21 protein-coding genes are annotated in these 25,714 nt (G+C 46.8%); 12 read left to right on the top strand and 9 right to left on the bottom strand.

The window, feature by feature from the left end; translation table 11 throughout:
- Nucleotides 1-263: 263 nt before the first annotated feature.
- On the bottom strand, nt 264-2,336 hold the full coding sequence (locus A4R26_RS06510; RefSeq protein ID WP_081162398.1) for a ComEA family DNA-binding protein: 2,073 nt from the start codon (nt 2,334-2,336) through the stop codon (nt 264-266).
- Nucleotides 2,333-3,154 (bottom strand): hypothetical protein, encoded by an 822-nt coding sequence (locus tag A4R26_RS06505; protein WP_133054569.1) that lies wholly within the window; start codon nt 3,152-3,154, stop codon nt 2,333-2,335. Before A4R26_RS06505 ends, A4R26_RS06510 begins: the two co-directional genes overlap by 4 nt.
- A 108-nt stretch (nt 3,155-3,262) precedes the next feature.
- Between A4R26_RS06505 and folD the strand changes: the two genes are divergently transcribed.
- The 4 genes from folD to dprA all read left to right on the top strand — a co-directional run bounded on the left by folD (nt 3,263) and on the right by dprA (nt 8,573).
- Nucleotides 3,263-4,138 (top strand): bifunctional methylenetetrahydrofolate dehydrogenase/methenyltetrahydrofolate cyclohydrolase FolD, encoded by an 876-nt coding sequence (gene folD / locus A4R26_RS06500; RefSeq protein WP_081162389.1) that lies wholly within the window; start codon nt 3,263-3,265, stop codon nt 4,136-4,138.
- Between the two features lie 154 nt (nt 4,139-4,292).
- Nucleotides 4,293-4,913 (top strand): 7-carboxy-7-deazaguanine synthase QueE, encoded by a 621-nt coding sequence (locus tag A4R26_RS06495; RefSeq protein ID WP_081162386.1) that lies wholly within the window; start codon nt 4,293-4,295, stop codon nt 4,911-4,913.
- Between the two features lie 429 nt (nt 4,914-5,342).
- Nucleotides 5,343-7,253, top strand: a complete 1,911-nt coding sequence (locus A4R26_RS06490; RefSeq protein ID WP_081162374.1) for an OmpA family protein — start codon at nt 5,343-5,345, stop codon at nt 7,251-7,253.
- Nucleotides 7,254-7,460: 207 nt separating this feature from the next.
- A complete protein-coding gene (gene dprA / locus A4R26_RS06485) occupies nt 7,461-8,573 on the top strand; it encodes a DNA-processing protein DprA (protein ID WP_081162369.1) in 1,113 nt (370 codons plus the stop codon).
- 83 nt (nt 8,574-8,656) lie between these two features.
- Here the strand turns inward: dprA and A4R26_RS34800 are convergent, their stop codons facing one another.
- Nucleotides 8,657-8,800: a hypothetical protein gene (locus A4R26_RS34800; protein WP_165760166.1), complete on the bottom strand. Its 144-nt coding sequence runs from the start codon at nt 8,798-8,800 to the stop codon at nt 8,657-8,659.
- A gap of 271 nt (nt 8,801-9,071) precedes the next feature.
- Here A4R26_RS34800 and secA point away from each other — a divergent pair, with 271 nt between their 5' ends.
- The 5 genes from secA (at nt 9,072) to A4R26_RS06450 (ending at nt 15,301) form a co-directional block, all read left to right on the top strand.
- Nucleotides 9,072-12,404 (top strand): preprotein translocase subunit SecA, encoded by a 3,333-nt coding sequence (gene secA, locus A4R26_RS06475; RefSeq protein ID WP_081162361.1) that lies wholly within the window; start codon nt 9,072-9,074, stop codon nt 12,402-12,404.
- A 145-nt stretch (nt 12,405-12,549) separates the two neighbouring features.
- Entirely contained in the window at nt 12,550-12,897 is a 348-nt protein-coding gene (locus tag A4R26_RS06470; RefSeq protein ID WP_081162356.1) for a hypothetical protein, read from the top strand.
- A 5-nt stretch (nt 12,898-12,902) separates the two neighbouring features.
- Nucleotides 12,903-13,865: a hypothetical protein gene (locus tag A4R26_RS06465; protein WP_081162351.1), complete on the top strand. Its 963-nt coding sequence runs from the start codon at nt 12,903-12,905 to the stop codon at nt 13,863-13,865.
- Nucleotides 13,866-14,016: 151 nt separating this feature from the next.
- Complete coding sequence (locus A4R26_RS06460; RefSeq protein ID WP_133054568.1) at nt 14,017-14,367, top strand: hypothetical protein; 351 nt, start codon at nt 14,017-14,019, stop codon at nt 14,365-14,367.
- 430 nt (nt 14,368-14,797) lie between these two features.
- A complete protein-coding gene (locus A4R26_RS06450) occupies nt 14,798-15,301 on the top strand; it encodes a methyltransferase family protein (RefSeq protein ID WP_081162338.1) in 504 nt (167 codons plus the stop codon).
- 261 nt (nt 15,302-15,562) lie between these two features.
- Here A4R26_RS06450 and A4R26_RS06445 read toward each other — a convergent pair whose 3' ends face one another.
- From A4R26_RS06445 to A4R26_RS06425, 4 genes are all read right to left on the bottom strand, one after another.
- On the bottom strand, nt 15,563-16,366 hold the full coding sequence (locus A4R26_RS06445; protein ID WP_081162333.1) for a 3-keto-disaccharide hydrolase: 804 nt from the start codon (nt 16,364-16,366) through the stop codon (nt 15,563-15,565).
- A gap of 278 nt (nt 16,367-16,644) precedes the next feature.
- Nucleotides 16,645-17,250 carry a c-type cytochrome gene (locus A4R26_RS06435; protein ID WP_081162324.1) on the bottom strand — a complete coding sequence of 202 codons (606 nt, stop codon included), beginning with the start codon at nt 17,248-17,250 and terminating at the stop codon, nt 16,645-16,647.
- A gap of 205 nt (nt 17,251-17,455) precedes the next feature.
- A complete protein-coding gene (locus A4R26_RS06430; RefSeq protein ID WP_081162319.1) occupies nt 17,456-18,763 on the bottom strand; it encodes an amidohydrolase family protein in 1,308 nt (435 codons plus the stop codon).
- 66 nt (nt 18,764-18,829) lie between these two features.
- Complete coding sequence (locus A4R26_RS06425) at nt 18,830-21,922, bottom strand: amidohydrolase family protein (RefSeq protein ID WP_081162314.1); 3,093 nt, start codon at nt 21,920-21,922, stop codon at nt 18,830-18,832.
- A 103-nt stretch (nt 21,923-22,025) separates the two neighbouring features.
- On the opposite strand from A4R26_RS06425, the gene deoC reads away from it, so the two are divergent.
- The 3 genes from deoC (at nt 22,026) to A4R26_RS06410 (ending at nt 24,473) form a co-directional block, all read left to right on the top strand.
- Nucleotides 22,026-22,700 carry a deoxyribose-phosphate aldolase gene (gene deoC, locus A4R26_RS06420; protein WP_081162310.1) on the top strand — a complete coding sequence of 225 codons (675 nt, stop codon included), beginning with the start codon at nt 22,026-22,028 and terminating at the stop codon, nt 22,698-22,700.
- A gap of 123 nt (nt 22,701-22,823) precedes the next feature.
- On the top strand, nt 22,824-23,249 hold the full coding sequence (locus tag A4R26_RS06415) for a sporulation protein (RefSeq protein WP_081162306.1): 426 nt from the start codon (nt 22,824-22,826) through the stop codon (nt 23,247-23,249).
- A 36-nt stretch (nt 23,250-23,285) separates the two neighbouring features.
- Nucleotides 23,286-24,473 carry a M20 metallopeptidase family protein gene (locus tag A4R26_RS06410; protein WP_081162302.1) on the top strand — a complete coding sequence of 396 codons (1,188 nt, stop codon included), beginning with the start codon at nt 23,286-23,288 and terminating at the stop codon, nt 24,471-24,473.
- 216 nt (nt 24,474-24,689) lie between these two features.
- Here A4R26_RS06410 and A4R26_RS06405 read toward each other — a convergent pair whose 3' ends face one another.
- Nucleotides 24,690-24,893: a hypothetical protein gene (locus tag A4R26_RS06405; RefSeq protein WP_081162297.1), complete on the bottom strand. Its 204-nt coding sequence runs from the start codon at nt 24,891-24,893 to the stop codon at nt 24,690-24,692.
- A gap of 43 nt (nt 24,894-24,936) precedes the next feature.
- A complete protein-coding gene (locus A4R26_RS06400) occupies nt 24,937-25,713 on the bottom strand; it encodes an ABC transporter permease (protein ID WP_081162292.1) in 777 nt (258 codons plus the stop codon).
- Nucleotide 25,714 lies beyond the last annotated feature (1 nt).

The raw sequence follows: 25,714 nt of genomic DNA, 5'->3' as shown, positions 1-25,714 counted from the left end.
GAAACGGTAAACATAAAGGAAAGGTTTATAAATTAAGAAGGTTACGGTGCAGTTTTTGTTCAACCCGTAATTCGTCTATAAATATAGGTTATTATATAAATGAACAAAATCTTTTCGATAACTGTGCAGATTTAAGAATAACCGTGCAGTTTTTTCCAATAAGTGTGTAACAAAGAGGATAATAATAAAGGCAGATTCGGCTGTATGTACCCTTATGTTTTATACTTCGTAGATATTATGTTGCCGAGTTGGTAAGAACAGTTTTATCTCCTTGTAAAAATAATCTGCAGCTTAATATCCGATCGGTTATACGCCTCAACTGCAGTCTCCGTTGCTTCAATGGCTGGTTTGAACGGATAGAAAGATTGTGCAAGCGATAAAGAGAACAGGCAATTCGTTTTTCGAACCCGCTGCGTTCCCCGCCCCGGCATTACGCGGTAACTGATATTAACAATATATCGCAGGGCTTTATCGAACTGGGCCGGAATAGAATAATTATACATAACGGTGTTTTCCCACGCATAGATGCGGCTATTGTAGCCGCCGGTTTCAACATATTGAAACCGGGCATTAAAAAAGAACGGCTTCAACGGGGGCTTTACATACACATCGGTATAAAATAAAAAGCCGGTTTCTTTTTGCGTTTTTCTGCTGCCATACCAAACCGTTTCCACCCGGCTGCGCAGTTCAACGGTGCGGTTGAGCCGGTAAATCATCTGTGTTCGCCAGTTTAGCCGGCGTACAGGCATTACCGGTCGTATAACCGATACTGAATCATTGATACCGGTGCCTTTTGTTTCATGCCTGAACCGGCTATACATTTCAACATATTTATTAGGCGTATAGGTTACCTGAACCAGGTATTCCTGTCCGCCCGATGGCGCATTCACCTGATACTTCAACCACGGGAACCGGAAAAGATCGGCATACACATCCAGTTTCCAGCCATGCACCGGGCGTATCGACAAACCGGCATACAGCCCATTTTCGTTTACGGGCAACCGGTTTTCGGTAAAAGCATTGCTGAAAAACGATTGGTAACGGCTGCTGATGTTGCGGTAAACAACAGCCAGATCAACTTTGGGATCAAGACTGGCCAGCAGGCCATGCACCAGGGCTTTGTTATACAGCTTATCAACGGCTATCTCGCCATACACATGCATATTTCGAAAGGTATAACCATAATCAACACTGTAATTGCTCCAATGACTGCCATTTATGGCAAACCGGTCGTACGGTTCATCGGCCGGCTGCAGCGGATTGGAGAAATTATACTGAACCGCATTTATACCAAAGTGTGACCTGGTACCCGTTAATTTTACCGACCCGCCGGCGGTTATGCATTGCACATTATACCGGTTGTTAAGCTCTGCCGCTGTGCGGTAATAACCCATAGTAAGTAGAGAAGAAATATGTTCTCTTTCGGCAAATGCACTATCGGTTTCCAGGTTGGCGCTTAGTTTCCGTACCGAACCGAATAAAGTACATTGAATAGATTTCCTTTGTACTGTTATGCCAATGCCGCGGTGAAAATTATAGTCACCGGCTGAATTATAAGGTTGCAATGCCGGCCCCTGCCGTTTTATCATCAATACGGAGGCGCTTTTTTTAAAAGCCAGCCCCTGCCATTGTATTAAGCCCTGTCCAAACCCAACGGTAAAATCGCCAATAGCCAGCGATTGAATGTTGCCCAGTTTACGGGCGAAGAAATGAAATGAATAAAAATCGAACCCATTCTTTTGCGCGCCCTCAAAGAACTGCTCGCCGGCATCTTTATCGCCGGTTACACCATATTGCAAAAGGTTTTTGTAGTTATACTTATACCGGAACAAAATAGCCGCGGGAGAGCCAAGGTACGTACCGGTTGTCTTTTTATGTTCAGCAGCCTGGCTCACCGTTGCGGCAAACCGCAATAAAGCGGTTTGTTCGCCCTTACCGAAACGTTCGCCAAGGCGGGCGGTTATCGTTTTTTGATCACTCACGGTAACAAATGGCAGCAGTTGTTTTATAGTTACCACATCCCAGCCCGGAATGGCCTGCAACTCGTAAATATGTAGTAGTGCGCCCAACTGCTGGCGGTACATCAAAAAATTACTGATCTGCAGGCCGGTAAGCAGGCGCAAGCCTTTCAACTCATTTTCAGTGGCCGCATTTAAATTCAACGGATGTTTTTGTAAATAGGCGAGCTGCTGCCATTGGGTATCATCTTCCGGTACACCTTCATCTCGTTCGGCCTGCATTTCGAGCTGTTGTTCATTAACCGGTTCCACCGGTCGCTCCTGGGCTGCAACAGCCATCCCCTGCCCCACAAGCCATATTACCAGCGGCCATTTCACGGTTCTTCTTTTTGTTTGCCAAAAAATAAAAGCAATACACCGGGTGAAAGCCCCAGTTGCGGATGATAACGCACGTTTACATCGGCCCGGCAATTCTTCCACTGCCAGCCTATGCCTGCATACGGTGATGTATTTGCGGTTGTGACGCCCGTTCGAATAAATAACCGGTCGGGCACAGGCATATATTGCAAACCGGCCTGTACGTTTACCGGCCGGTTCTCTTCTTTTGTAAGTTCTGCACTCACAAATAACTGATTGGAAACTTCGTAGCCGGCGCCAAACTGGTAAACCGCCGCCAGCTTTTCGCCAGGTTGATTTTTGAAGCGCCCGCCAACCGGGTTTACTATGTGAATTCCTGTTATGAGGGCTGAACTGATGCGCCACTGGCTGGCCACTTCAAACCCAATGGCCGCGTCATTGCCATAGCCGGCCACCCGCATCATATTATAATTGAACTGCACCCCCACATTTACCTTGCCCAGGTTTTTGCCATAAGCTATGGCCACCTGGCTTTCATTGAAATCGCTGTTGCCGGCGTATTGCATGGCAATGCCAATACCGCCCCGGTTCACCGGTATGGCCACGGCGCCCATGTACATCGACAGCTCTTTCAACCCATATTTTTGTTCGGAATATAAGCCCGCACTGGTGCATGAAATTGTACCCAGCGCCGCCTGGTTGGCGGTAAAGGAAAACGATTGGGTAAATTGATGGCTATAAGCACCCAATCCGGTGTATAAAGTACCCGGTGAGTAATGAATTGACTGACCATGGGCCAGACAATGGATAAGATAGAATGGCAACAGCAATCTTTTCACAGCAGTAAGCTTTCAAAATTCAGTCATTAAACATATTCAAAATACCTAATATAAAAAATTTTTTATTCTCCTTTAGGGCAGCAACCCCCAGCCCTTTACCTTTGCGCCATGAAAATTTTAGACGGGCAGCTTGTATCACAGGCAACAAAGGATGAATTGAAAATTAAAGTGGCTCAACTGGTAGCCGAAGGCAAAAAAGTGCCGCACCTTGCCGCCGTACTGGTAGGTAATAACGGCGCCAGTGAAACCTATGTTGGTTCAAAGGTGCGCACCTGCGAAGAGATCGGGTTCCGCAGCACGCTTGTGCGGCTTGAAGATACCATCAGTGAATTTAAACTGCTGGAAGCCATTGAAGAACTGAATAGCGACATGGATGTGGACGGTATTCTGGTTCAATTGCCGCTGCCCAAACATATTTCAGATGAAAAAGTGATCAACGCCATTCACCCTTCAAAAGACGTTGACGGGTTTCACCCCGTAAGCGTGGGCAAAATGGTGCAGTCGCTGCCCACTTTTATCCCCGCCACTCCGCATGGCATTATGCTTATGCTGGAACATTATAAGATCAATACCAAAGGCATGCATGCCGTGGTTATCGGCCGAAGTAATATCGTTGGCCGCCCCATGAGCATTTTGCTTAGCGCCAATACCAACCCCGGCAACTGTACAGTTACCATCTGCCACTCGGCCACAAGGAATTTGAAAGAACTGTGTTTGCAGGCTGATATCATCGTAGCGGCATTGGGCAAACCTGAATTCGTTACCGCCGATATGGTAAAGGATGGCGCCATTGTAATTGACGTTGGTATTACCCGCGTGCCTGACGCTACGAAGAAAAGAGGCTATTCAATAAAAGGCGATGTGCAGTTCGATACGGTTTCTCCAAAGTGCTCATATATAACGCCTGTACCGGGTGGTGTAGGCCCCATGACAATTGCGGCGTTGATGAAGAATACGTACAATGCCTGTTTGGCGAAACACTGAGAATAATTAGTTGATGTGATAATATGCTAATTGGCTAATTGGCACAATCGGAAGATCCGATTAATAGCAGGCTTCTCCAAATTCAAGGCATTAGCACATTAGCTAATTGGCAAATTAGCACATTGGTTATCTTATTTTCCAGAACTTTGCATCGATGACAAAAGCTTCTATAGATACGATTCAATATCCGGTAATGGAATCCTTCTACACCCTGCAGGGCGAAGGTTACCATCAGGGAAGGGCCGCTTACTTCATTCGCCTCGGCGGGTGCGATGTAGGCTGTGTGTGGTGCGATGTAAAAGAAAGCTGGGAAGCATCGAAACATCCCTTACAAACCATTGAAACAATAGTGGCCGGCGCCAGCGCCGAACCCGGCCGTTTGGCGATCATTACCGGCGGCGAACCGCTGATGCATAACCTCGATGCGCTTACCGATGCACTGCATGCAGCCGGCTTTCAAACCAATATTGAAACCTCCGGCGCCTGGCCGGTAAGCGGTTCGTGGGACTGGATCTGCCTTTCGCCCAAAAAGTTCAAGGCGCCCCTGCCCGAAATTCTTCCCCTCGCCAATGAACTGAAAGTAGTAGTATACAATAAAAGCGATTTCGAATGGGCCGAAAAATATGCCGCCCTGGTTTCGCCCGCCTGTAAATTGTATCTGCAGCCCGAGTGGAGTAAATCGGCTGCGGTAACGCCGCTGATCATCGATTATATCAAGGCCAACCCACGTTGGGAATTTTCGCTGCAGCTGCACAAGTACATTCACGTTCCGTGAGTTGACGAGTTAACAGGTAACTGGTTGACAGGGTTTCCCTCACTTAACACCCAGATTAATTTCCCGGCGCTATTGTGCGTTAATACACCATTGGGTTATTTATAACAGTTTCTAATAAACTTTTCTGCCCAAATCAGCATCTTAAAAGGCGATAAACAAGTTTTATGTGAAAACTTTAATCATTTTTTATCTTTAAGCTTTAAAGTTGGACTGATTTTGACAGGAAGTTGACTAATTACCGGTTAACGCGTTAAAATTATATGTAGCAGGCGAAGCGAGCACTACAGATTCAGGATTGGCTTTATAATAAGTGCAAAAAAGTTATCAGGCACGAACATAGGGCTTTTCACGTTTCACGTTTGCCGTTTCACGAATTCACAGCCTGCCCCGATGAAGCCGGGGATTGCCGATTCACGAAAAGCAAATCTGATGATCAAAAAATTAATTACAATATCCATGTGCGCCGCCCTTATTTGCTCAGCGGCGAAAGCGCAGTACGATCCTGACAAAATAAGCAAAAAAGCAAAGGCCCTGTTCGAAAAAGCATACGGCATTGCCATGAACGGCGACTACACCGAAAGCATTAAAACATTGCAGGACGCCATAAAAATAGAACCGCGTTACCTCGAGGCCTATTTGTCAATTGCAGGTTTGTACTTTGAACAAAAGAACCACCAGAGCGCCATTGAATACTATGAAAAAAGCAAGGCCATTGACAGCAACTGGTTTAAAGATTACAACCTGCCCTACTCCATCAACCTCGCAGCCCAGGGCGAGTTTGAAAAGGCGTTAAAGGCCGTCGACGAATTTCTTTCCATACCTAACCTCAATGCACAAAGCATTAAAGCCGGCAACTATCGCCGTAAAACCTACCAGTTTGCGATCGACTATAGCAATCAGCACCCATTGAATGGCTACCGCTTCGAACCGCAAAACATGGGCGACAGCATCAACAGCAAACACCTGGAATATTTTCCAACGCTCACCATCGACGATAAGGAATTCATTTTTACGCGCCGGGTAAACGGCAATGAAGAGTTTTATGGATCGAAATTCGAGAACGGGCACTGGACTAAAGCGCAACCCTTACCCGGCGATATCAACTCAAACCAGAACGAAGGCGCACAGAATATTTCGCAGGATGGGCAATGGCTGATATTCACCGGTTGCAATTTCCCTTATGGCTTCGGCAGTTGCGATCTGTATATCTCTTACCTCACACCCGAAGGCTGGAGCAAACCCGAGAATATGGGTAACAGAATAAATACCGAGGCCTGGGAATCGGCGCCCAGCCTTTCGCCCGATAAACGCGACCTGTATTTTGCCAGCGGCCGCCTTGGCGGTTATGGCGGCCACGACCTGTACGTTTGCCATCAGTTGCCCAATGGCCGCTGGAGCGAACCAGAGAACCTGGGCCCCGAAATAAACACTATCGGTGACGAAAATGCGCCGTTTATTCATGCCGATAACCAAACCCTGTATTTTACATCGAGCGGTCATTTGGGTTATGGCGGCACCGATCTTTTTTTAGCCCGCAAACAGGGTAAGGGCTGGAGTAAACCCGTTAACCTCGGTTACCCGGTAAATACCATCGAAAACGAAGGCAGCCTGGTTATTGCAGCCAACGGCAAAACCGCTTACTATACCAGCGACCGCAGCGACACCCGCGGCGGGCTCGACCTGTATTCTTTCCAGTTACGTGAAGATCTTCGGCCGGCCAGAACCTTGTGGGTAAAAGGAAAAGTGTTTGATAAGAAAACACAGAAAGGATTGCCTTCTGCCGTTGAGCTTACCGACCTGGCTTCGCTCGGTGTTATAAGCCGGGTTCAAACCGATGCCACCGGTAATTACCTTATCACCTTACCGGTAGGAAAAGACTATGCGTTCAATGTAAAAAGAAAGGGCTACCTGTTCTTCTCAGAAAATTTCCCGTTGAGCCAGAAAGCGCCCGATTCTACTTACAATATCGATATTCCTTTGCAACCCATTGAAGCCAATGCCAGCATAGTGCTGAAGAATATTTTCTTCGACCTTGGTAAATTCGATCTGAAACCTGAATCGACCATCGAACTGGATAATATATTCCAGCTCATGAAAGAAAACCCAACCCTGAAGGTGCAGATCAGCGGGCATACCGATAATATCGGTAAAGCCGCCGATAACCTCACTCTTTCGAACAACCGCGCACAAGCCGTTGTAAAATACCTTACAGGCAAAGGCATAGAACCGGCACGCCTTACCTTTAAAGGGTTCGGCGCTACCAAACCCGTTGCCGATAATGCCACCGAAGAAGGCAAAGCGCTGAACAGGAGAACGGAGTTGCAGGTGATAAGCCAGTAATTCAGAATTGACTGTCTGTTGAAAATACAACATCCCAAAAATAGTCGCCGGTTACCAGTTACCGGTTACCGGTAAATACAGCCATCTCGTTTCAGGCGGGATGGCTTTTTTTATTATCGCCCGGCAAGTGGTAACCGGCAACAGCTTCTTAATACCCCGAAACATCTTATCTTAGATTATGGATTAATAGAATATTTACCATTAACCATGACTACGATAACCAACGATCTGCTATACCAGCTTGCCTTAACGCAGGTGCCACAAATCGGCTGTGTACATGCCAAACTGCTGATACAACAATTCAATTCAGCAGAAGCCATTTTCAAAGCCCGCATTGCCGAACTTGAAAAAACCGAAGGCATAGGAACAGTACGCGCCCGCCGAATAAAATCATTCAACCAGTTCGCTTCCCTTGAAAAAGAGATCGCGTTCATTGAAAAGTACAAAATAAAACCGCTGTTCATAAACCAGCCCCAATACCCGCAACGGCTGCTGCATTGTTACGACTCGCCCACCATGCTGTTTTACCGCGGTGAAGCCAACCTCAATGCCCCGCGGGTGGTAGCGGTAATAGGTACCCGCAACAATTCGACATACGGCAAGAACATTACTGAAAAACTGGTAAAGGAACTGGCCGGGTATGAAGTATTGATCGTAAGCGGGCTCGCTTTCGGCATTGATGCCATTGCACACAAAACCTCGCTCAAACATAACCTGCAAACCGTAGGCGTACTGGCGCATGGGCTCGATTCGCTGTACCCTGCAGAACATACCGGTTTGGCCAAAGACATGATAAAACAGGGCGGCGGGTTGCTTACCGAATTTCATAGCGATGTAACTGCAGAAAAACATCATTTCCCCGTGCGTAACCGCATTGTTGCGGGTATGAGCGATGCCGTTGTGGTAATTGAAACAGGCGTAAAAGGCGGAAGTATGATCACGGCAGAGCTGGCAATTGGGTATGATCGTGATGTTTTTGCCTTCCCCGGTAAGATCACCGATGCCAAAAGTGCAGGTTGTAACGCCCTTATAAAGAACAATAAAGCCATTTTGCTTACCGAAACACATGAATTGGCAGAAAGTTTAGGCTGGGAACAACCGGTTGCAAAAAATATTCAGCCTCAAAAAGAACTTTTTGTGAACCTGAATGAAGAAGAAAAGACCATCGTTGAAATACTGAACGAAAAACAGCGGGTGCATATCGACGAACTGAACCTGCGTTGCGGCCTTAGCACCAGTTCCATTGCAGCCGCCATCCTCAATCTCGAAATACAGAACATTGTTCAGGCCCTGCCCGGCAAAATGTATCAATTAGTGTAACCAACACATTATCATATAAATGGCTATCCCGGAAGGGAAACTAATGGCAGGCCATGATGCTTCCACCTGCACTTATATGGTGGTTAATACGGTAACAACTGCTCTATAATAGCACTGGAATTGCATCCGAATTGCACCGGCGCCCCGGCTTTCCGGTGCAATCCCAAGGGAAGGTTGGTGTACAATGCAGGCTGCGCCTGCTTATCAGAGAGCCTTACTTCATTCATCTGGGTGCTTTTAGCCGGGGAACCGCATCCCTTCTCCCTTCTGGCAATATCACCTTCTGCGGTAAACACATTTTCTTAAACTCCATGTGTTAACCCCGAATTCACACCAAATGGTTAATTATTGCCTGCAAACCATCGACTTCCGTAGCTGCCAACTCCCTGCTTTTTCTTACCTTTGACGTCCCTGTCAAATTGGCTCGCTGCCAAAGTGTAGCATCTTTTTTGACCGACCTTAAATTTGTAATCTTTTAAAATAATTAACCGCTATATCATGTTAGGTTTTCTTTCAAAAATGTTCGGAGGAAGCAAGTCGGAAAAGGATATTAAGCTGATTCAGCCGTTCGTAGATCAGATCAATAAGAACTTTGCCGCTTACCAGTCGCTTTCAAACGATCAGTTGCGTAACAAGACCCAGGAGTTCAGGGCCCGTATCAAAGCGCACCTCCAGAAAATTGACAACGAGATCGCCGATCTGAATAAACAGGCCGAAGAACTGCCGTTTAGCGATATCGTAGGCAAAGATGCCATTTACCAGCAGGTAGATGCCCTTATCAAAGACCGCGATAAACAGATTGAGGAGATCCTGAAAGAAATTCATCCCGAAGCCTTTGCGGTAGTTAAGGAAACTGCCCGCCGTTTCAAGGAGAATACCGAAATGGTGGCTACAGCAACCGATCTCGACCGCGAACTAAGCGTAAAAAAAGAATACGTTACCATACAAGGCAGTCAGTCGATCTTTAAGAACAGCTGGAATGCCGGCGGAAGCCTTATTACCTGGAACATGGTGCACTACGATGTACAGCTCATTGGTGGTAGCGTGTTGCATCAGGGTAAAATTTCAGAAATGGCAACCGGTGAAGGTAAAACCCTTGTTTCTACCCTGCCGGCTTACCTCAACGCCCTTGCCGGCGAAGGCGTTCACATCGTAACCGTGAACGACTACCTGGCAAAACGTGACTCTGAGTGGAACGGAACGATTTTCGAATGGCTGGGCCTTACCGTTGATTGCATCGACAAACATCAGCCCAACAGCGCCGAAAGAAGAAAAGCTTACCAGGCCGATATCACCTACGGTACCAATAACGAATTTGGTTTCGATTACCTGCGCGATAACATGGTGCATACACCCGAAGAAATGGTACAACGCAAACACCACTTCGCCATGGTCGATGAGGTGGATAGCGTGTTGGTCGATGATGCCCGTACACCGCTGATCATTTCCGGTCCGGTTCCCCGCGGCGAAGACCAGCAATACCACATCCTGCGCGATCGCGTACGCAACCTGTTTGAAATGCAGCGGCAGATAGTTAGCAAGAACCTGATCGATGCCAAGAAAATGTTTGAAAGCGGCGACGACGATCCGAAATCGGGTGGCTTGTCGCTGATGCGTGCTTATCGCGGTTTGCCCAAACACGGCGCCCTTATCAAATTCCTGAGCGAACCCGGTATTAAAGTAAAACTGCAAAAAGCAGAAAACTATTACCTGGCCGATCAGCAAAAACAAATGCCGGTCGTTGACGAAGAACTGTTCTTCCACATCGATGAAAAGAACAACTCGGTTGACCTTACCGATAAAGGTATTCAGGCCATCACCCGTTCCGGTGAAGACCCTGAGTTCTTTGTGCTGCCCGATATCGGTATCCACCTCGCAGAGATCGATAAAAGCGAGGCGCCTGCCGAAGAAAAATTACAACGCAAGGAAGCCATCCTTAACGAATATACCATCAAAGCCGACCGTATTCACACCGTACAACAATTGCTGAAAGCATATACGTTGTTCGATAAAGACGTTGAATATGTGGTAATGGACGGGCAGGTGAAGATCGTAGACGAACAAACCGGCCGTATTCTCGATGGCCGCCGTTATAGTGATGGTTTGCACCAGGCCATTGAAGCGAAAGAGAACGTGAAGATCGAAGCGGCTACACAAACCTATGCAACCATCACCTTACAGAACTACTTCCGTATGTACCATAAACTGGCAGGTATGACCGGTACAGCGGTTACCGAAGCTGCCGAGTTCTGGGACATCTACAAACTGGATGTAGTAACCATTCCAACAAACGTTACGGCTATTCGTAAAGACCACGAAGACCTGGTGTACAAAACGAAGCGCGAAAAATATAAAGCGGTAATCGACGAAATTGAAAAACTGCGTGCAGCAGGCCGCCCCGTTCTGGTTGGTACAACCAATGTGGAAGTGAGCGAATTGCTGAGCAAGATGTTAACGGGTAAAAAGATTCCGCACAACGTATTAAACGCCAAACAGCACGCCCGTGAAGCACAGGTTGTAGCTGAAGCAGGTTTGGCCGGCGCCGTTACCATTGCCACCAACATGGCCGGTCGCGGTACCGACATTAAACTCGGGCCCGGGGTCAAAGAAGCCGGTGGTTTGGCCATCATTGGTACCGAACGCCATGAAAGCCGCCGTGTAGACCGCCAGTTGCGCGGCCGTGCAGGCCGTCAGGGCGACCCCGGTACAACACAGTTCTATGTATCGCTCGAAGATGACCTGATGCGTTTATTCGGCAGCGAACGTATCGCCAGCATTATGGACCGCTTTGGTTACAAAGAAGGCGAAGTGATACAGCACAGCATGATCACCAAGAGCATCGAACGCGCCCAGAAGAAAGTGGAAGAAAACAACTTCGGCATACGTAAGCGCCTGCTCGAGTACGATGATGTAATGAACAAACAACGTAACGTAGTTTATAAAAAACGTAACCACGCCTTGTTTGGCGACCGGCTGGCGCTTGACCTCGATAACGCGTTCTACATCGTTGCCGAAGGTTTGGTGAACTCTTTCCAGGAACAAAGCGACTACGAAGGATTCAAACTCGCCGCCATCGTTAACTTCGGTATCGATACCGCTATTACCCAGGAAGAATTCGATAAAGGCAAAGCCAACGAGCTGGCTGAGAAACTATACCAGGAATCGATCGACCGCTACCAGCATAAAACATCCGAGCTGCAAAGACAGGCGGTACCGGTATTCCAGAACATTCGCGCTACCCAGGGCAGCCATATCGAGAACGTGGTAGTGCCGTTCACAGATAACAAAAAAGGCCTGCAGGTACTGGCCAGCCTTAACAAAACGCTGGAGACAAACGGCCGCGAACTGATCAGCGCGCTTGAACGTCAGATAACCCTGGCTGTTATTGACGACGCATGGAAAGAACACCTGCGCGCCATGGACGATCTGAAACAAAGTGTACAAACAGCTTACCTCGAGCAAAAAGATCCACTGGTAATATACAAGATCACGGCTTACGATCAGTTCAAACAAATGGACAGCGACGTAAACAAAGACATCATCAGCTTCCTTTGCCATGCAAACATACCGGTAGAGCAACAGGGCCCTAACCAGCAACAGCCCCAGATACGCGAAGGGCATGAGCAAAAGACCGATATGAGCCGGATGCGCGCCAACAAAGAAGAAATAGATGCGCGTGGCGATGATTACGCAGCCAACGAAAATGATCTGTTCGATGAGCAGGTGAAACAGGAACCGGTTCGTGTAGGCCCTAAAGTTGGTCGTAACGATCCCTGTCCCTGCGGCAGTGGCAAAAAGTTCAAGAACTGTCACGGTAAGGATGTAGTTTAATACATAACGTTCATTCACTATATAAAGGTGGGTCACGCTCAACAGGTGGCCCACCTTTTTGTTTTTTGCATTTTATTTTGTTTCTGCTGCTTGCAAATGCCCGCAAAGGATGGTATTTTGGAATCCTTAAAACCCCTTCCCCCCTATGGAAAATCAAACACAAATACCCGATTCCAGCCTGGTAAACTTTGCCGCTGCATTACATGCAGAAAACAAAACCTCATGGGAGGTTAAAGAAGCGCTGAAAGAAAAAGGCCTTTCCGAAGAACAAGCCGAAAGGATCGCCGAAGAATCGCGCAGTTTATTCACCGATGCCGTTATTGAAAAAGCCAACAAGAACATCCTCTGGGGTTCTGTATGGTTCGTTGGTGGATTGCTGGTAACGCTGATCTCTATGGGCAGTGGCGGCCGCCGTTATATCGTTGCCTATGGCGCCATCCTCGGCGGACTGATCCAACTTATTTCCGGACTTGTTCAGCGCAACAAATATTAAACCCCATGAATAAACGCAGAGTCTGGTGGGCCATTGGTCTCGTGGCTACCTTTTTAGTTTTCTATGTTTTAATTCCAATAGGCACCTGGTCGCAGGCGCCCATTTTTTTTTCGATCATTGGCGCCGCATCGTTCCTTTTCTTCCTGGTTCAACTGATTGGCGACTTTCACACCTGGGATGAATTCAATACAAAAGATAAATCGCGCCATGACTGGCGGCATAAAGTAACGCCATTAATGGTACTTCCGGCGCTGGGCATGTTAATACTCTTAATTATAAGAACCGTTAACGATGAAAGCAACGAACTGAAGAAATACGGCGTAACGACAAAAGGCATCATCAGGGATGGCAGCGGCTTTAAAACCAGGCGCGGCGGTTCTTTCGATGTAACCATAGAATTCAAAGACGAGAACGGGCGCTGGCTTACAGTTAAAGAAAGTGTATCGGAGAATGAATTCCGCCGTTACGGTAAAGGACAGTGGGTTACCATCGTATATTCTAAAAAACACCCCAATATCGTAGAGATCCTTTCATCCGATTCGCAGGTGGAAGAATATACAAATGTAAAATCGAGGGAGTTTGAAATAAAGGACCTGAAAGCATTGCTCACCATGAAACGGAACGATGTTGATTCCTTCCTGAATACCATCAGTTATCCGTGGACGAAACACGATTCAGGCTGGATCAACGAACGAAAATCGCAGTTTATAAGAATATCACCCCAATCAGGCACGGTAACGTTAGTAGGGTCGTTTGAGAACTGGCAGCGTTTTCCTAAACTATTCAAAGCGGAAAACTTTCAGGAAATGGACTCAAAAAGCAACCCTATGCTGAAGCTGTTTCACAACGATAGTTTGTATGCAGGAGTAGAATTCAAAAGCGGTAAAATGGGAAGATTATTTTCTACCGTATCACTGCGGTTGAAGTATATGCCCGGGGACAATGAAACAATCAGCAGGAAACATTAAATTAAAAGGCCGGATTACCAACCTCAATAGCTTAATTCAATTGCTTGCCAAACCGTAGCGGCAAACGCCCAATTCAATTTTCACTTTCATGACAATAATGACCCGTAAACGAAAGATCTTATTCTACATTCCACTGATAATTACCGGTTGTATGCTGGCTTATATCTGGTTTTTGTTTATTTCCGGAAAAAACAATCCGTACATAACAAATTATCTAGGCCTGATCTTATTTGTTCCTGTTTTATACTTGCTGTATAAAGACAAAACCTGTAAAAAGGCCCTGCTTGCATTGGGGGTGTACTTAATTCTGGCTACTTTTTATTTGGCAAATATTACCATTTACATGGGAGTAAGTATGTCAATCACTTTATTTGGAATTGAAATACCACTCCCGCCTATGAATTTCAGCGCTCTTTTACTGTTAATTCTTTATTTTGTTTTAAACATAGGCACCCTGATTGAACTGCAGCTCGATTATAAAGAGTCAAAAGGAAAAATGTAATAATTGCTTATCAAATACTTATCAGAAAATGCAAAATTATTCAGCTGGTTTTGAAATATCAACAGCCCGAATCAGTACCACTTACTGGTAATTTTTCCTCCACACCCCGCCAAATTCTGGCGAAACTATGTATTTTAGATTTCGAAATGCATGGCAATGTATAAAGGAACCTTTGTACATCAACAGTTTTGGAAGCGCCTGAAAACTTTTTTGGTGCATCGAAACTTTTGAAAGATCTTAACGCCCTGGTAAATGCTGAACCTTCGGGTTCAACCAAAGCAATTATCCGCCCTGCTTCAGCATATATTACGTACTCCCTGAAAACTCCGGATCATCTGATTACCGCGATAAGTACTTGCCTGATCGTCCCGAAAAAGGGTATGAATTTTTCCGTGTAGCATTTGCATCAAAAGTTTAAATTAACTGACAAATGGAGTCGCCTTCGATCTTAAAACATTTACGTGACATTATAATTATGCCCTTTACGGTTACATTCATTGTACCGTACCTCTTGTACGACAGTAAAGACGCGCTGATACCGCATAACCCGAACATTAAAATAATTGGCTGGCTCATAGCAGTGGCAGGTTCAGCGTTGTTCGTGTATACCGTTTTTCTGTTTAAAACACTGGGGCATGGAACGCTGGCTCCCTGGGAGCCTACCCAAAAACTGATTGTGGAAGGCCCCTACCGGTATTGCCGCAACCCGATGATCTCGGGTGTGTTCTTTATGATCCTGGGCGAAGGGCTGATGTTGTATTCAACCAATATACTCGCCTGGGCCGTGGCATTTTTTATTATCAATACCATCTATTTCATCTTCGTTGAGGAACGCAGCATGCTGCAGCGTTTTGGCGGCGATTACCTGAAGTACAAGAAACATGTTCCGCGGTGGCTGCCGAGGTTGAGGCCGTTCAGGTTGCTGAATTCGTAGGGAATATCGAATATTAAATGTTCAATATTGAATGTTGAAGTGGAATACAGGGAAATGAGAAAATACCGAACAGCCGAATATTGAATGTCGAATGTCGAATTTCAAATGTCGAAGTTGAATAAGGGTATGTCCATCGGCTTCGGCTGATAGCTTCAAGCATACAGCTGGCTGCCTTTCCCTTTATCAACATTATCAACTCCATCAACTTTTCAACCCTGTATTTCCCACTCGTTCACTCATTACCCCCGTCAACTGGTCAACTTACTTCAATTCTTTTATTTCAACTTTCCTGAAATCAATCGGCTGTCCTTCACTTTGCAACGCTATGAAACCTGAAGAAAGGATCTTACCATCCGGTTTCATTTTGGGGTCGTGGCCTGAAACCACTTCCCCGCCGATCTGCGGTTTGGAGTACCGCATAACCGTATCACCATTGACAATATGGGTTATCAGCGAATCGCCCAACACGATCAGTTCGGCGCGCACCCATTCATCTTTACTAATTGTTTTGGAGGTAGAGTTGATGCAATGCCTTGTATCGAGCACGCCGTTATAAACGATGTTGGTGCCGGGCGAGCACATATTGCCTGTCGTACGCGGTTGGCCATCACCCAGTCCGGCCAGCAACTGGTATTCTATTGAAATGGGCCAGTTCTGTTCTTTCGGCATCGTTCGGGGGTCCTGCGAATGGAACATGATACCGCTATTTAGCAAGGTATAGGAAGGTGCATCCTTTTTCCATTCATCGGCAAATTTGTATTCCACTACAAGGTGGTAATGCGAGAAAGGCTTTTTATAATACAGGTGGCCGAACTGGTCGTTATAAGCACCATACTGGTCGTACCGCACCTTTATCATCCCGTCTTCCACCCGGAAGGTATTGCCGAAATTAACACCCACTTCGTGGTGATGGATCTTCACGATCCAGTCGTTGAGATCGCGGCCATTGAAAAGCGATACCCAGCCGTTTTTACCGGTTGTTTGCGTTTTCTGTGCATTGTGGCAGGCGGCAATCGTGATGGCAGCAAAACAAATAAAACAGTTGCGGATAAATCCTGTAAGCATAGCGGATAGTGTTTCTATCGCTGAAAGTTACAGGATAATTGTCAATTAACGGATGCGGGTTGCTGTTTCAGGGTTCAACTGCAAGCTGTTACCGGTTACCCGGAAATACAAGATTAAGGTAACCAGTTGCCGGTTACCGGTTGCCGGGCCTCAAATTTATAGCTGCAGCCTGAAGTGTTCTGCATTAAGAGCCTGGCACGCACGAACCGGTAACCGGCACCATGTTACTGGTACGATAAACCTGTAACCTTCATCATTGACCATTGACCATTGACCACTCACGATTTCGGCGGCATATTGATCTTCGCTGCAGGCACCACATTCCTGATCGGTTTCAAAGATTTCAGGTAGGCAAAAATAGCTTTGAGGTCCTCATCGGTCGCATTTCTGTATTCCTGCCAGGGCATGGGCGGCAGTAACGGGCGCGAATTATCAAGCCCCTTGTATTTCCCTTCGCGGATCGCTTTCAGGAACTGGGCTTCCGTCCAGCCACCGATACCGGTTGAATCGGGAGTGAGATTGGCAGAAAAAGAAGTGCCCCAGGGCCCCACATAATTTGTAAGCATCTGGTTGAACAGGATCCAGTTCTTCGCCGTGCCGGCTTCGTATGGCGCTACAGGCATTTCAGCCGGGTGGCCCGACAGGGTTCTTTCCTCATCGAAAACAGGCCCCTTCGGCCCCATTTTTTTAGGTGTATGACAATCGTTGCACCCCATGATGCTCACCAGGTAGGCGCCGCGTTTTACCATGCTGTCGGGAGAAGCGGATGCGGTAGCTGCATCGACACTGGCCGTAGCGGGATTTTTTGATGCTACTGTGTTACAATAAACAAGAAGGAAAGTTGACAAAGCGGCAATACATACCAGTACCGGTATCTTTTTCATATGCAGGCAGTTTTGGTGTTAAAGGGGAATTGAACTACCTGAATATAGTTCATTCTGTTTCCGTACGGAATGACTTACTATTTTTTATCATATTTATTGATCAATATCAAATAAGTTCTGAGTTATAAACGGTGAGCCATTAAAAGCGAGTGGCGGGCAGGTAACACCTGTCCGCCACTCGTTATTTACTACCGGTTATTTCATCTTATTTCAAGTCATATTTGTACATATACCGGTCGTACAACTGCTTTTGTTTGTTTTCGAGGCTTACTTCGCGGCCCTGAATGAAAGCATGTACAATGATGCTTGTACGCATATCGAGGATATCGCCTTCACTTACTACGATATTGGCGTCTTTACCGGCTTCAAGTGAACCTGTTTTGTCATCAACACCCAATATTTTGGCCGAATTAAGTGTAATGGCCTGTAATGCCTGTTCTTTCGTTAACCCGTATGCGGCGGCCGTTCCTGCATTAAAGGGCAGGTTGCGATAACGGCTTTCGCCATGTTCGTCATTCAGCGCAAACAACACCCCCGCTTTTTGCAACATGGCCGGCGTTTTAAAAGGCTGGTCAATGTCATCGTCTTCCGTAGCCGGCAACGCATGCTCATCACCAAGGATAACGGCAATGTTGTATTGCTTCAGCAGATCGGCAATCTGAAAACATTCGCTGCCGCCAACGATCACCACATCGAATCCAAACTCTTTTACAAAGTCGATGGCGATCAGCATTTGTTTTACCTGGCTGGCATGCACGAACAGCTTTTGCTTTTTACTGAACAACGCGTTCAATGCTTCGAACTTCAGGTTGGTTTCTTTATGGGTTGTTTCCTGCAGGTAACCTTTTGCCTGGCGGAAAAGCGTTTTGATCTCGTCTATTTTTTTCAACGCATCTTTTGTGGGATCGGTTTGCGATTGCGGAATACCGAAAAAAGCCGCAAACCGGCTGGGGCGGCTGATAAAGGTGGGCATATTCAGGTGCATGCCGTTATCCATTTTATACGCGGCATCTTCCCAGTTCCAGGCATCGAGTTGTACTACTGAAGAAGAGCCGCTGATGGTGCCGCCCTGCGGTGTAACACCTGCCAGTAAAATGCCATTTGCCTTCAGCGTGTTGATGATCTTTGAATCAGTATTGTACGCTACTATTGAACGGATGCTGTTATTGTATTCGCCCAGTTCTGAATAGTCGTTGGAGCCCCTTACCCCATTGCTGATCTCCTTCAGGCCCAGATCGGTTACTGGTAATATTAATCCCGGGTACACCTGTTTGCCTTTCACATCAACTACCTTGCCGCCCGCAGGCACGGTAACGCCTGCGCCTACCTGAACGATCTTTCCGTTCTCTACTTCAATAGTACCGTTTTCAATGACCTGGCCGTTGCCAACATGTATGGTACCGTTGGTAATGTACAATTTACCGGCGTATGCTTTGGCCGGGTATACATCTTCCTGCGCCTGCGAGGCAATGCCTGCAGCAAGAAGTTGTATGAATATGATTAGTTTCTTCATTGTAATATTTTTATCAATTTTAGTTGCAGGGTGTGCCACACTTTGAAAGTGTGGCACACCTTCACGTTAATGAGTCGCATCATGTTCATCGACATCCACGGTTATCAACCCGTCATGATGATCATGATCGCCACAGCTCAGCACTACCTGGAAGCTGGGCGTTGCAGGCGCAACCGGTCCGCCGCTTCTTTTTTCGCCCAGCATCTTCTGCACCAATCGGTTTCTTTCGGCAGCGATCTTTTTACGCATTTCCAGGTCGCGGGTACGATCGAAATAAACGATGCCATCAACGATCGTCTTTTCGGCCTTTGCATAAATGCTTAACGGGTTATCGCTCCAGATAACCACATCGGCATCTTTACCTGCTTTCAGGCTGCCTACCTTTTCATCTACATGGAGCGCTTTAGCCGGGTTCAGCGTTACCATTTTAAACGCCTCCTCTTCCGACATGCCGCCGTATTTTACGCTTTTGGCGGCTTCCTGGTTCAGGCGCCGCGCCATTTCTGCATCATCTGAATTGATACAAACATTCAATCCCACGCGTTGCATAAGGGTGGCGTTATACGGAATGGCATCCTGTACTTCGGTCTTATATGCCCACCAGTCGCTGAACGTAGAAGCGTTAGCGCCATGCGTTTTCATTTTATCGGCCACTTTATAACCTTCTAGAATATGCGTGAACGTATTTACCGTGAAATTGAATTTTTCAGCCACGCGCATGGTAGCGGTGATCTCGCTTTGTACGTAAGAGTGGCAGGTAATGAAACGCTTTTTGTTCATGATCTCAACCAGGGCGTCCAGTTCCAGGTCGCGGCGAACAGCGGCAGCAGCCGTAGTAGCGGCAGCGCCTTTCTTTTTTGATGTGGTTGCGGGAACCGCGGCTTCTTTACAACCTTTTTCATATTCACAGGCGCGGGTAAAGGCATCCATCATCACCTCTTCCACCCCCATACGCGTATCGGGGAAGCGGTTATTATTTTGCGAGGTGGTGCGTTTTACGTTCTCACCCAATGCAAATTTGATGAAGGGATCGGCGCCTTTGAACTTCAGCTCTTCATCGCCAGCGCCCCACCGCAGCTTGATCAGCTGGGTTTGTCCGCCAATGGTATTGGCCGATCCGTGCAGGATATGTGAAGAAGTAACGCCGCCGCTGAGTTGGCGGTAGATATTGATATCTTCGGGATTCAGGTTATCGCCGATACGCACTTCCGATGTTACCGATTGTGCGCCTTCATTTATGGAAGCGGCGGCAATATGCGAATGTTCGTCGATAATACCCGGTGTAACAAATTTACCGGTAGCATCAATCACTCTGGCGCCGGCGTCAGCAAGGTTCTTTCCTATCTGCGCTATTTTGCCATTCTTTATCAACACGTCGGTATTTTCAAGCCGGCCTTCTTTTTCGTTAGTCCATACGGTGCCGTTCTTTATTAAAATAGTTTCGGCCTGTGGTAATGAATCCCAGCCATAACCATCGAACGGATATACCACTTTACCCAGCTCGCCCTGCGGTTTCTTTTTGCTGGTATCGGGTGCAGGTGCGCCGGCTTTTGCGAAGGAGGCGGTCCACAATACGTTATTGCCATCGGCATCAACACCATTACCGTTCCATACATCGCCGTTCACCGTTCCGCCTAAACGAATGGAAGCGGCGCGCGTTTTTTTCTCAGTAGCAAAACTGATAGTTACCAGTTTGCCATCATAGCTGAACTTTGTTTTGATGGTGTCTTTTGCAATAATGCTGGCATCGGAAATGCTTTTTACATCGAGGGTGTAGCTGTTATTGCCACCAGCCGATCTTACCTGTAAGGTATACTGCCCGGCTACGGGCGACCAGTTCTCATCTTTGACTGCATATTTATTGCCCTGTATCCAGTTCTGTAGGATCACCGTTTTGTCTTTGAACACTTCGCCGTTCGTGATAATGAAGCTGGCTATTTTACCGGCATCGAGGCTTCCCACTTTATCGTACACGCCTAATGCTGTGGCCGGTGTTTTGGTAAGCGCTTCCAGTGCTTTTGATTCGCTGAGGCCATTGTCGATGGCCTTGCGCAGGTTGGCGAAAAATGTTTTTGTATCCTTCAAATCGGCAGCGGTTATACAAAAAGGAATGTTGGCTTTTTCAAAAGCTGCGAGGTTGGTTGGCGCCAGTTCCCAGTGTTTCATATCGCTGAGCGATACAAAACGCGCTTCATTGGGGTCTTCCACATCCATCGTTTGCGGATAGTTCACCGACAAAATGAAAGTTGCTTTGGTTGCAGCAATTTCTTTTATGCGCTGGTATTCGTTGCCACCGCCTTTGATGATATATTGAACACCGAATTCATCACCGATGCGATCGGCGCGCAGGTCGTTCCACTTATCGTTCGCTTCGAAGATCTGTGGTAATGACTGTATGTCGTTCCAGGCTTTCAGTGTAAGGTTCACGCCTTCCGCAGCCGGGTTGGTTTTATACCATTGTGCATCGAGGTAAGTTTGGCGTAACAGGGCAACGGAACCCATCATAGACGAGGGATAGCTTTGGGTTGATGTACCCTTGCTAAGCGAATAATGCGCCGATGCTTTGTCTTTCAGCATCACGAGGTTCTCTTTTTCGGTAGCCAGTGTTACCAGGGCGCCGGTACCGCGGGCAATACCGTCTTTCTGATGCGTTAACACTGCGCCGAACCCCAGATCGCGCAGAGGTTTTGCTTTGGCGTCATCGGCATTGAACAGTTTGGCGGCATCGATATCGCTTTTGATTGCCTGGTTCCAGCCAAAAACCCCTTTTATATTTGAGGTAAGCTGCGCAGGAGCCCGATAATCGAAAGGCGCGCCCTGCCGTTGGGGAACAGGAACGCCATAATCGCTGTATATATCGATGAAGGAAGGATAAATGAATTTGCCGCTGCAATCGATCACCACGGCCTCTTTGGGAATGGTTACAGATGCGCCCACACTTACAATTTTTCCTTCGCGAATGACCAGCGTGGCATTCGGAACCGTGGTTTGACCATCTTTGACAATGGTGGCATTGGTGAATGCAAAACATTTTACCTGGGGATCAGCTATTCCATTCACAGGAAAAGTTACCTGCGACATGGAAACAGTGTTGACCATAAATATCAGGCCCAGCAGGAACAGGAACTTTCCTGGGGGAAAGAAACAGTACTCTCTCATGTGTGCTTTTGGTTTTAGTTTTATTACCGGGAACAAAAGCCGAATTTAGTTAAATGAAGTAATTTAGGCGGGTTAAAAACTTCTTAACCGGTCAATACACTACATGAACATCGCGCAATATATCGATCACACCCTGCTAAAACCTGCAACCACCATACATGAGCTAAAAAACCTATGTGAGGAGGCGGTTCAATACAACTTTTTTGCGGTTTGCGTGCCGCCGCCGCTGGTAAAAAATGCCCGGGCCGTGCTGGGCGGCAGTGCGGTAAAAACCGCAACCGTGATCGGTTTTCCTTTTGGCTATTCCGTAGCGCGGGCCAAGCAGGCAGAAGTGCAGCAGGCCATACAGGACGGGGCCGATGAACTGGATGTGGTGATCAACCTGGTGGCGCTGCGGAGCAAGGCCTGGCAATACCTTGAGCTGGAAATGGAAGGAATTGTTGAAGCCGCGCATGCGCAGAACCGGCTGGTAAAAGTGATCATTGAAAGCGGGATACTTACCGATGAAGAAATAATTAAATGTTGTGAAATATATGCCAAAGTTGGGGTCGATTTCCTGAAAACCTCAACTGGTTATGCCGAAAAAGGCGCTACCATCGAAGCGGTGCAACTGATGCGGCAACACCTGCCGTCTACTATACAGATAAAAGCCTCGGGCGGCATTCGCACTTATGAGCAGGCGGAGCAATATGTAAAAGCCGGGGCCAACAGGCTGGGATGCAGTGCAAGCGTTGCCATTGTGACCGGGGCGCCGCAAAATGGCACAGCGGAATATTAGAAGAAGGGGGGCGGCCGCTTGCAACCTGCAACTCCCTGAATTATCTTTGGCGAAGATTTTGCATGAACATCGACTAGGGCTATGGCAAGCTCACTGCGGCCTTTAAAACAATTAAATATTCGCATGAAATACATTATCAGTTGTACCTTATTGATCCTGTCACACACATTGTTTGCCCAAACAGATACAAGTTCCATTACGGTGCATAAAGACCCGCGGATCGATATGCTGATAAAAAAGCAGATCCAGATCAATGAGTTTACCACCCGCGATGCCCGCCGGCATGTGCAGGGCTATCGTATTCTTGTAATAAGCACCAACGACCGCAATAAAGCCAACAGCGCCAAGGTAAAGATCTACCAGGAGTTTCCTGAATTAAAGGCCTACCTCATGTGGCAGCAGCCCAATATGAAATTGAAGGTGGGCGACTTCAGAAACCGCGAAGAAGCCGAACCGTATTTATCGGCCATTCAGCGTTTCTTTCCCAACGGCGTATACATCATTCGCGATATCATTGAGGTGAATCCCGACAAGTCGGGGACGTTGTAGGGCGGTTTTTGCCCCTTTCCGATTATCTTTGTGGCTATGAGCACTTTACAAAAGAAGATCCAAAACCTGGCAAAAACATACGCTGCTGAGTTTATAGATATTCGCCATCATTTACATGCCCATCCCGAACTGAGCTACCAGGAATTCGAAACATCCCGTTTCGTTCAAAATAAACTGAATGAATTTGGCATCCCTTTTTCTGTAATGGCCCAAACCGGCGTAGTGGGTTTGATAAAAGGAAAGAACCCCAACAAAAAAGTGATCGCCCTGCGCGCCGATATGGACGCGCTTCCTATTACCGAACAAAACGATGTTCCCTATAAATCAAAGAACGAAGGCGTTATGCATGCCTGCGGCCATGACGTACACACTACCTGTTTATTAGGCGCTGCCAAAATATTACAGGAACTAAAAGACGAATGGGAAGGCACCGTGAAACTGATCTTTCAACCCGGAGAAGAAAGAAATCCCGGCGGCGCCAGCATCCTCATTAAAGAAGGCGTGTTGGACAATCCCAAACCACAGGCCATTTACGGATTGCATGTACATCCCCAACTGCAAATCGGCAAACTGAGTTTCCGGGGCGGACAGGTTATGGCCAGCGCCGATGAAATTTATATCACCATCAAAGGCAAGGGCGGACATGCGGCCGCTCCGCATTTAACTGCAGATACCATTCTCATTGCTTCGCACCTCATAGTGAGCCTGCAACAGATCATCAGCCGCAACAGGAACCCGTTATCGCCTTCGGTATTATCTATCTGTTCTATCCAGGGCGGTCATACCACCAATGTTATTCCCAGCGAAGTGAAACTGATGGGTACCTTTCGCGCTCTGGATGAAGAATGGCGGTTCAAAGCGCATGAGCTCATTCGTAAACAGGCAACCGAACTGGTGCACAGTATGGGCGCTGAGATCGATCTGCACATCGATGTAGGTTATCCTGCCGTATACAATAATGAACAACTTAACGGCATTGCCCGTAACCTCGCCGAACAATACATGGGTAAAGAAAAAGTGGAAACCACCGAAGTGCGGATGGGCGCTGAAGACTTTGGTTATTATACCAATCACATTCCCGGTTGTTTTTATCGCTTAGGCGTTATGAATGCCGCAAAAGGTATTACATCAGGTGTGCATACACCCACTTTCAATATAGATGAAAGCGCTATTGAAACCGGCATGGGCATGATGGCGTGGTTGGGTGGTGGTACGGAGTATTAAAATCGTTTATAGTAATACAAGGTTCTACGAGGCTACAAAAACTGAAGTAAGAAGCAGGAAGTAAGAGGTACGATTTTTTGAGGTTAAAAAATAAACTTGAGTCAGCAATAAAAGACTCTTCTTACATCTTACTTCCTACCTCCTACTTCATAAAAAGCTATGTGCGCTTTTTATTTGCGTTTCATGGCTATAAAAACACAACAAATGACTGCGTAACTAAATACCGTACTTATCAATTACGAAATACCGTATTGAAAAACCGGTTTCAACTTCTTCTTCCCGCTCCGGCTCCATAACCGCTTTCTGTGATTTTGGCGTTTCAATTACTTTAGAAACCTTGCCCCGTCTGTTTGCAGCATGTTCATTGCGGGCGATCACCGTCAGCAAAATGATAGCTAATGCCAGCATAAGATGTTGCATAAAAAGTAAATTTACTATTAATAAATGGCAGGGCCCGGATCCTTTATCCCTTCTCCCTTCGGGTAACCATATCCCAATACGCGATCCCCAATACCACTGCAAACCAGATCGTATCAAATACCTGCGCTTTATTAACAAATGCAGCTTTTTTCTGGAAATCAGGCCAAAAAAATATGATGGGGTACATGTAGGGATAACAATACAACTGCTCCCACTGGTTAATCATAAAACCTGTTATCAGCAATGCCAACCCAATACCAACCGGAATAATAAAGTTGCGAAAGCGCAGGCTTAGCCAATATTGAATGGAAGTAATGGCCAATACAGAAAAATAAAGTTTTATTGTTAGTGCAAATAATGTTTTCCAGGGTACAGGATGATCAAAAAAAGTATATCCTTTTTGCAGTAGGTTTGCCGCGCAGGCAGTTATAATAATAAATGCGTTAAACAGGATAAACGCAAGAAGGATCAGCGTATGAATAACAATAAACCGCGAAAAAAAAATGTCGGCAATGGTCCGGGGGGAAGCATATACCTGCTTCCAGGTGTTATTTTTATATTCTGTTTGCACCACCAGGCTGGTTACCAATATTACAAACATCGGTAACAGAAAAAATGCGCCCGCCTGCCAGTTATCAATAATGATCAGTTGCCAGGGATCTTTTTTAAGCGCCGGAATAAAATGACCGGGACGCGCCACCAGCATTATAGAACTTACTATAGGTACAAAGGCAGCGCCAACAACTGTTATCCAAAACGCAGCCGTTCGCTTGCTTTTTAAAAATTCGGCTTTTGAATTAAGTACAAATGAAGCGATCATA

Source organism: Niastella populi, assembly GCF_002078015.1.
GTDB classification, from domain to species: domain Bacteria; phylum Bacteroidota; class Bacteroidia; order Chitinophagales; family Chitinophagaceae; genus Niastella; species Niastella populi.
Note: the sequence above shows the minus strand (reverse complement) of the source record. Positions and strands in the feature narration are given on the sequence as shown.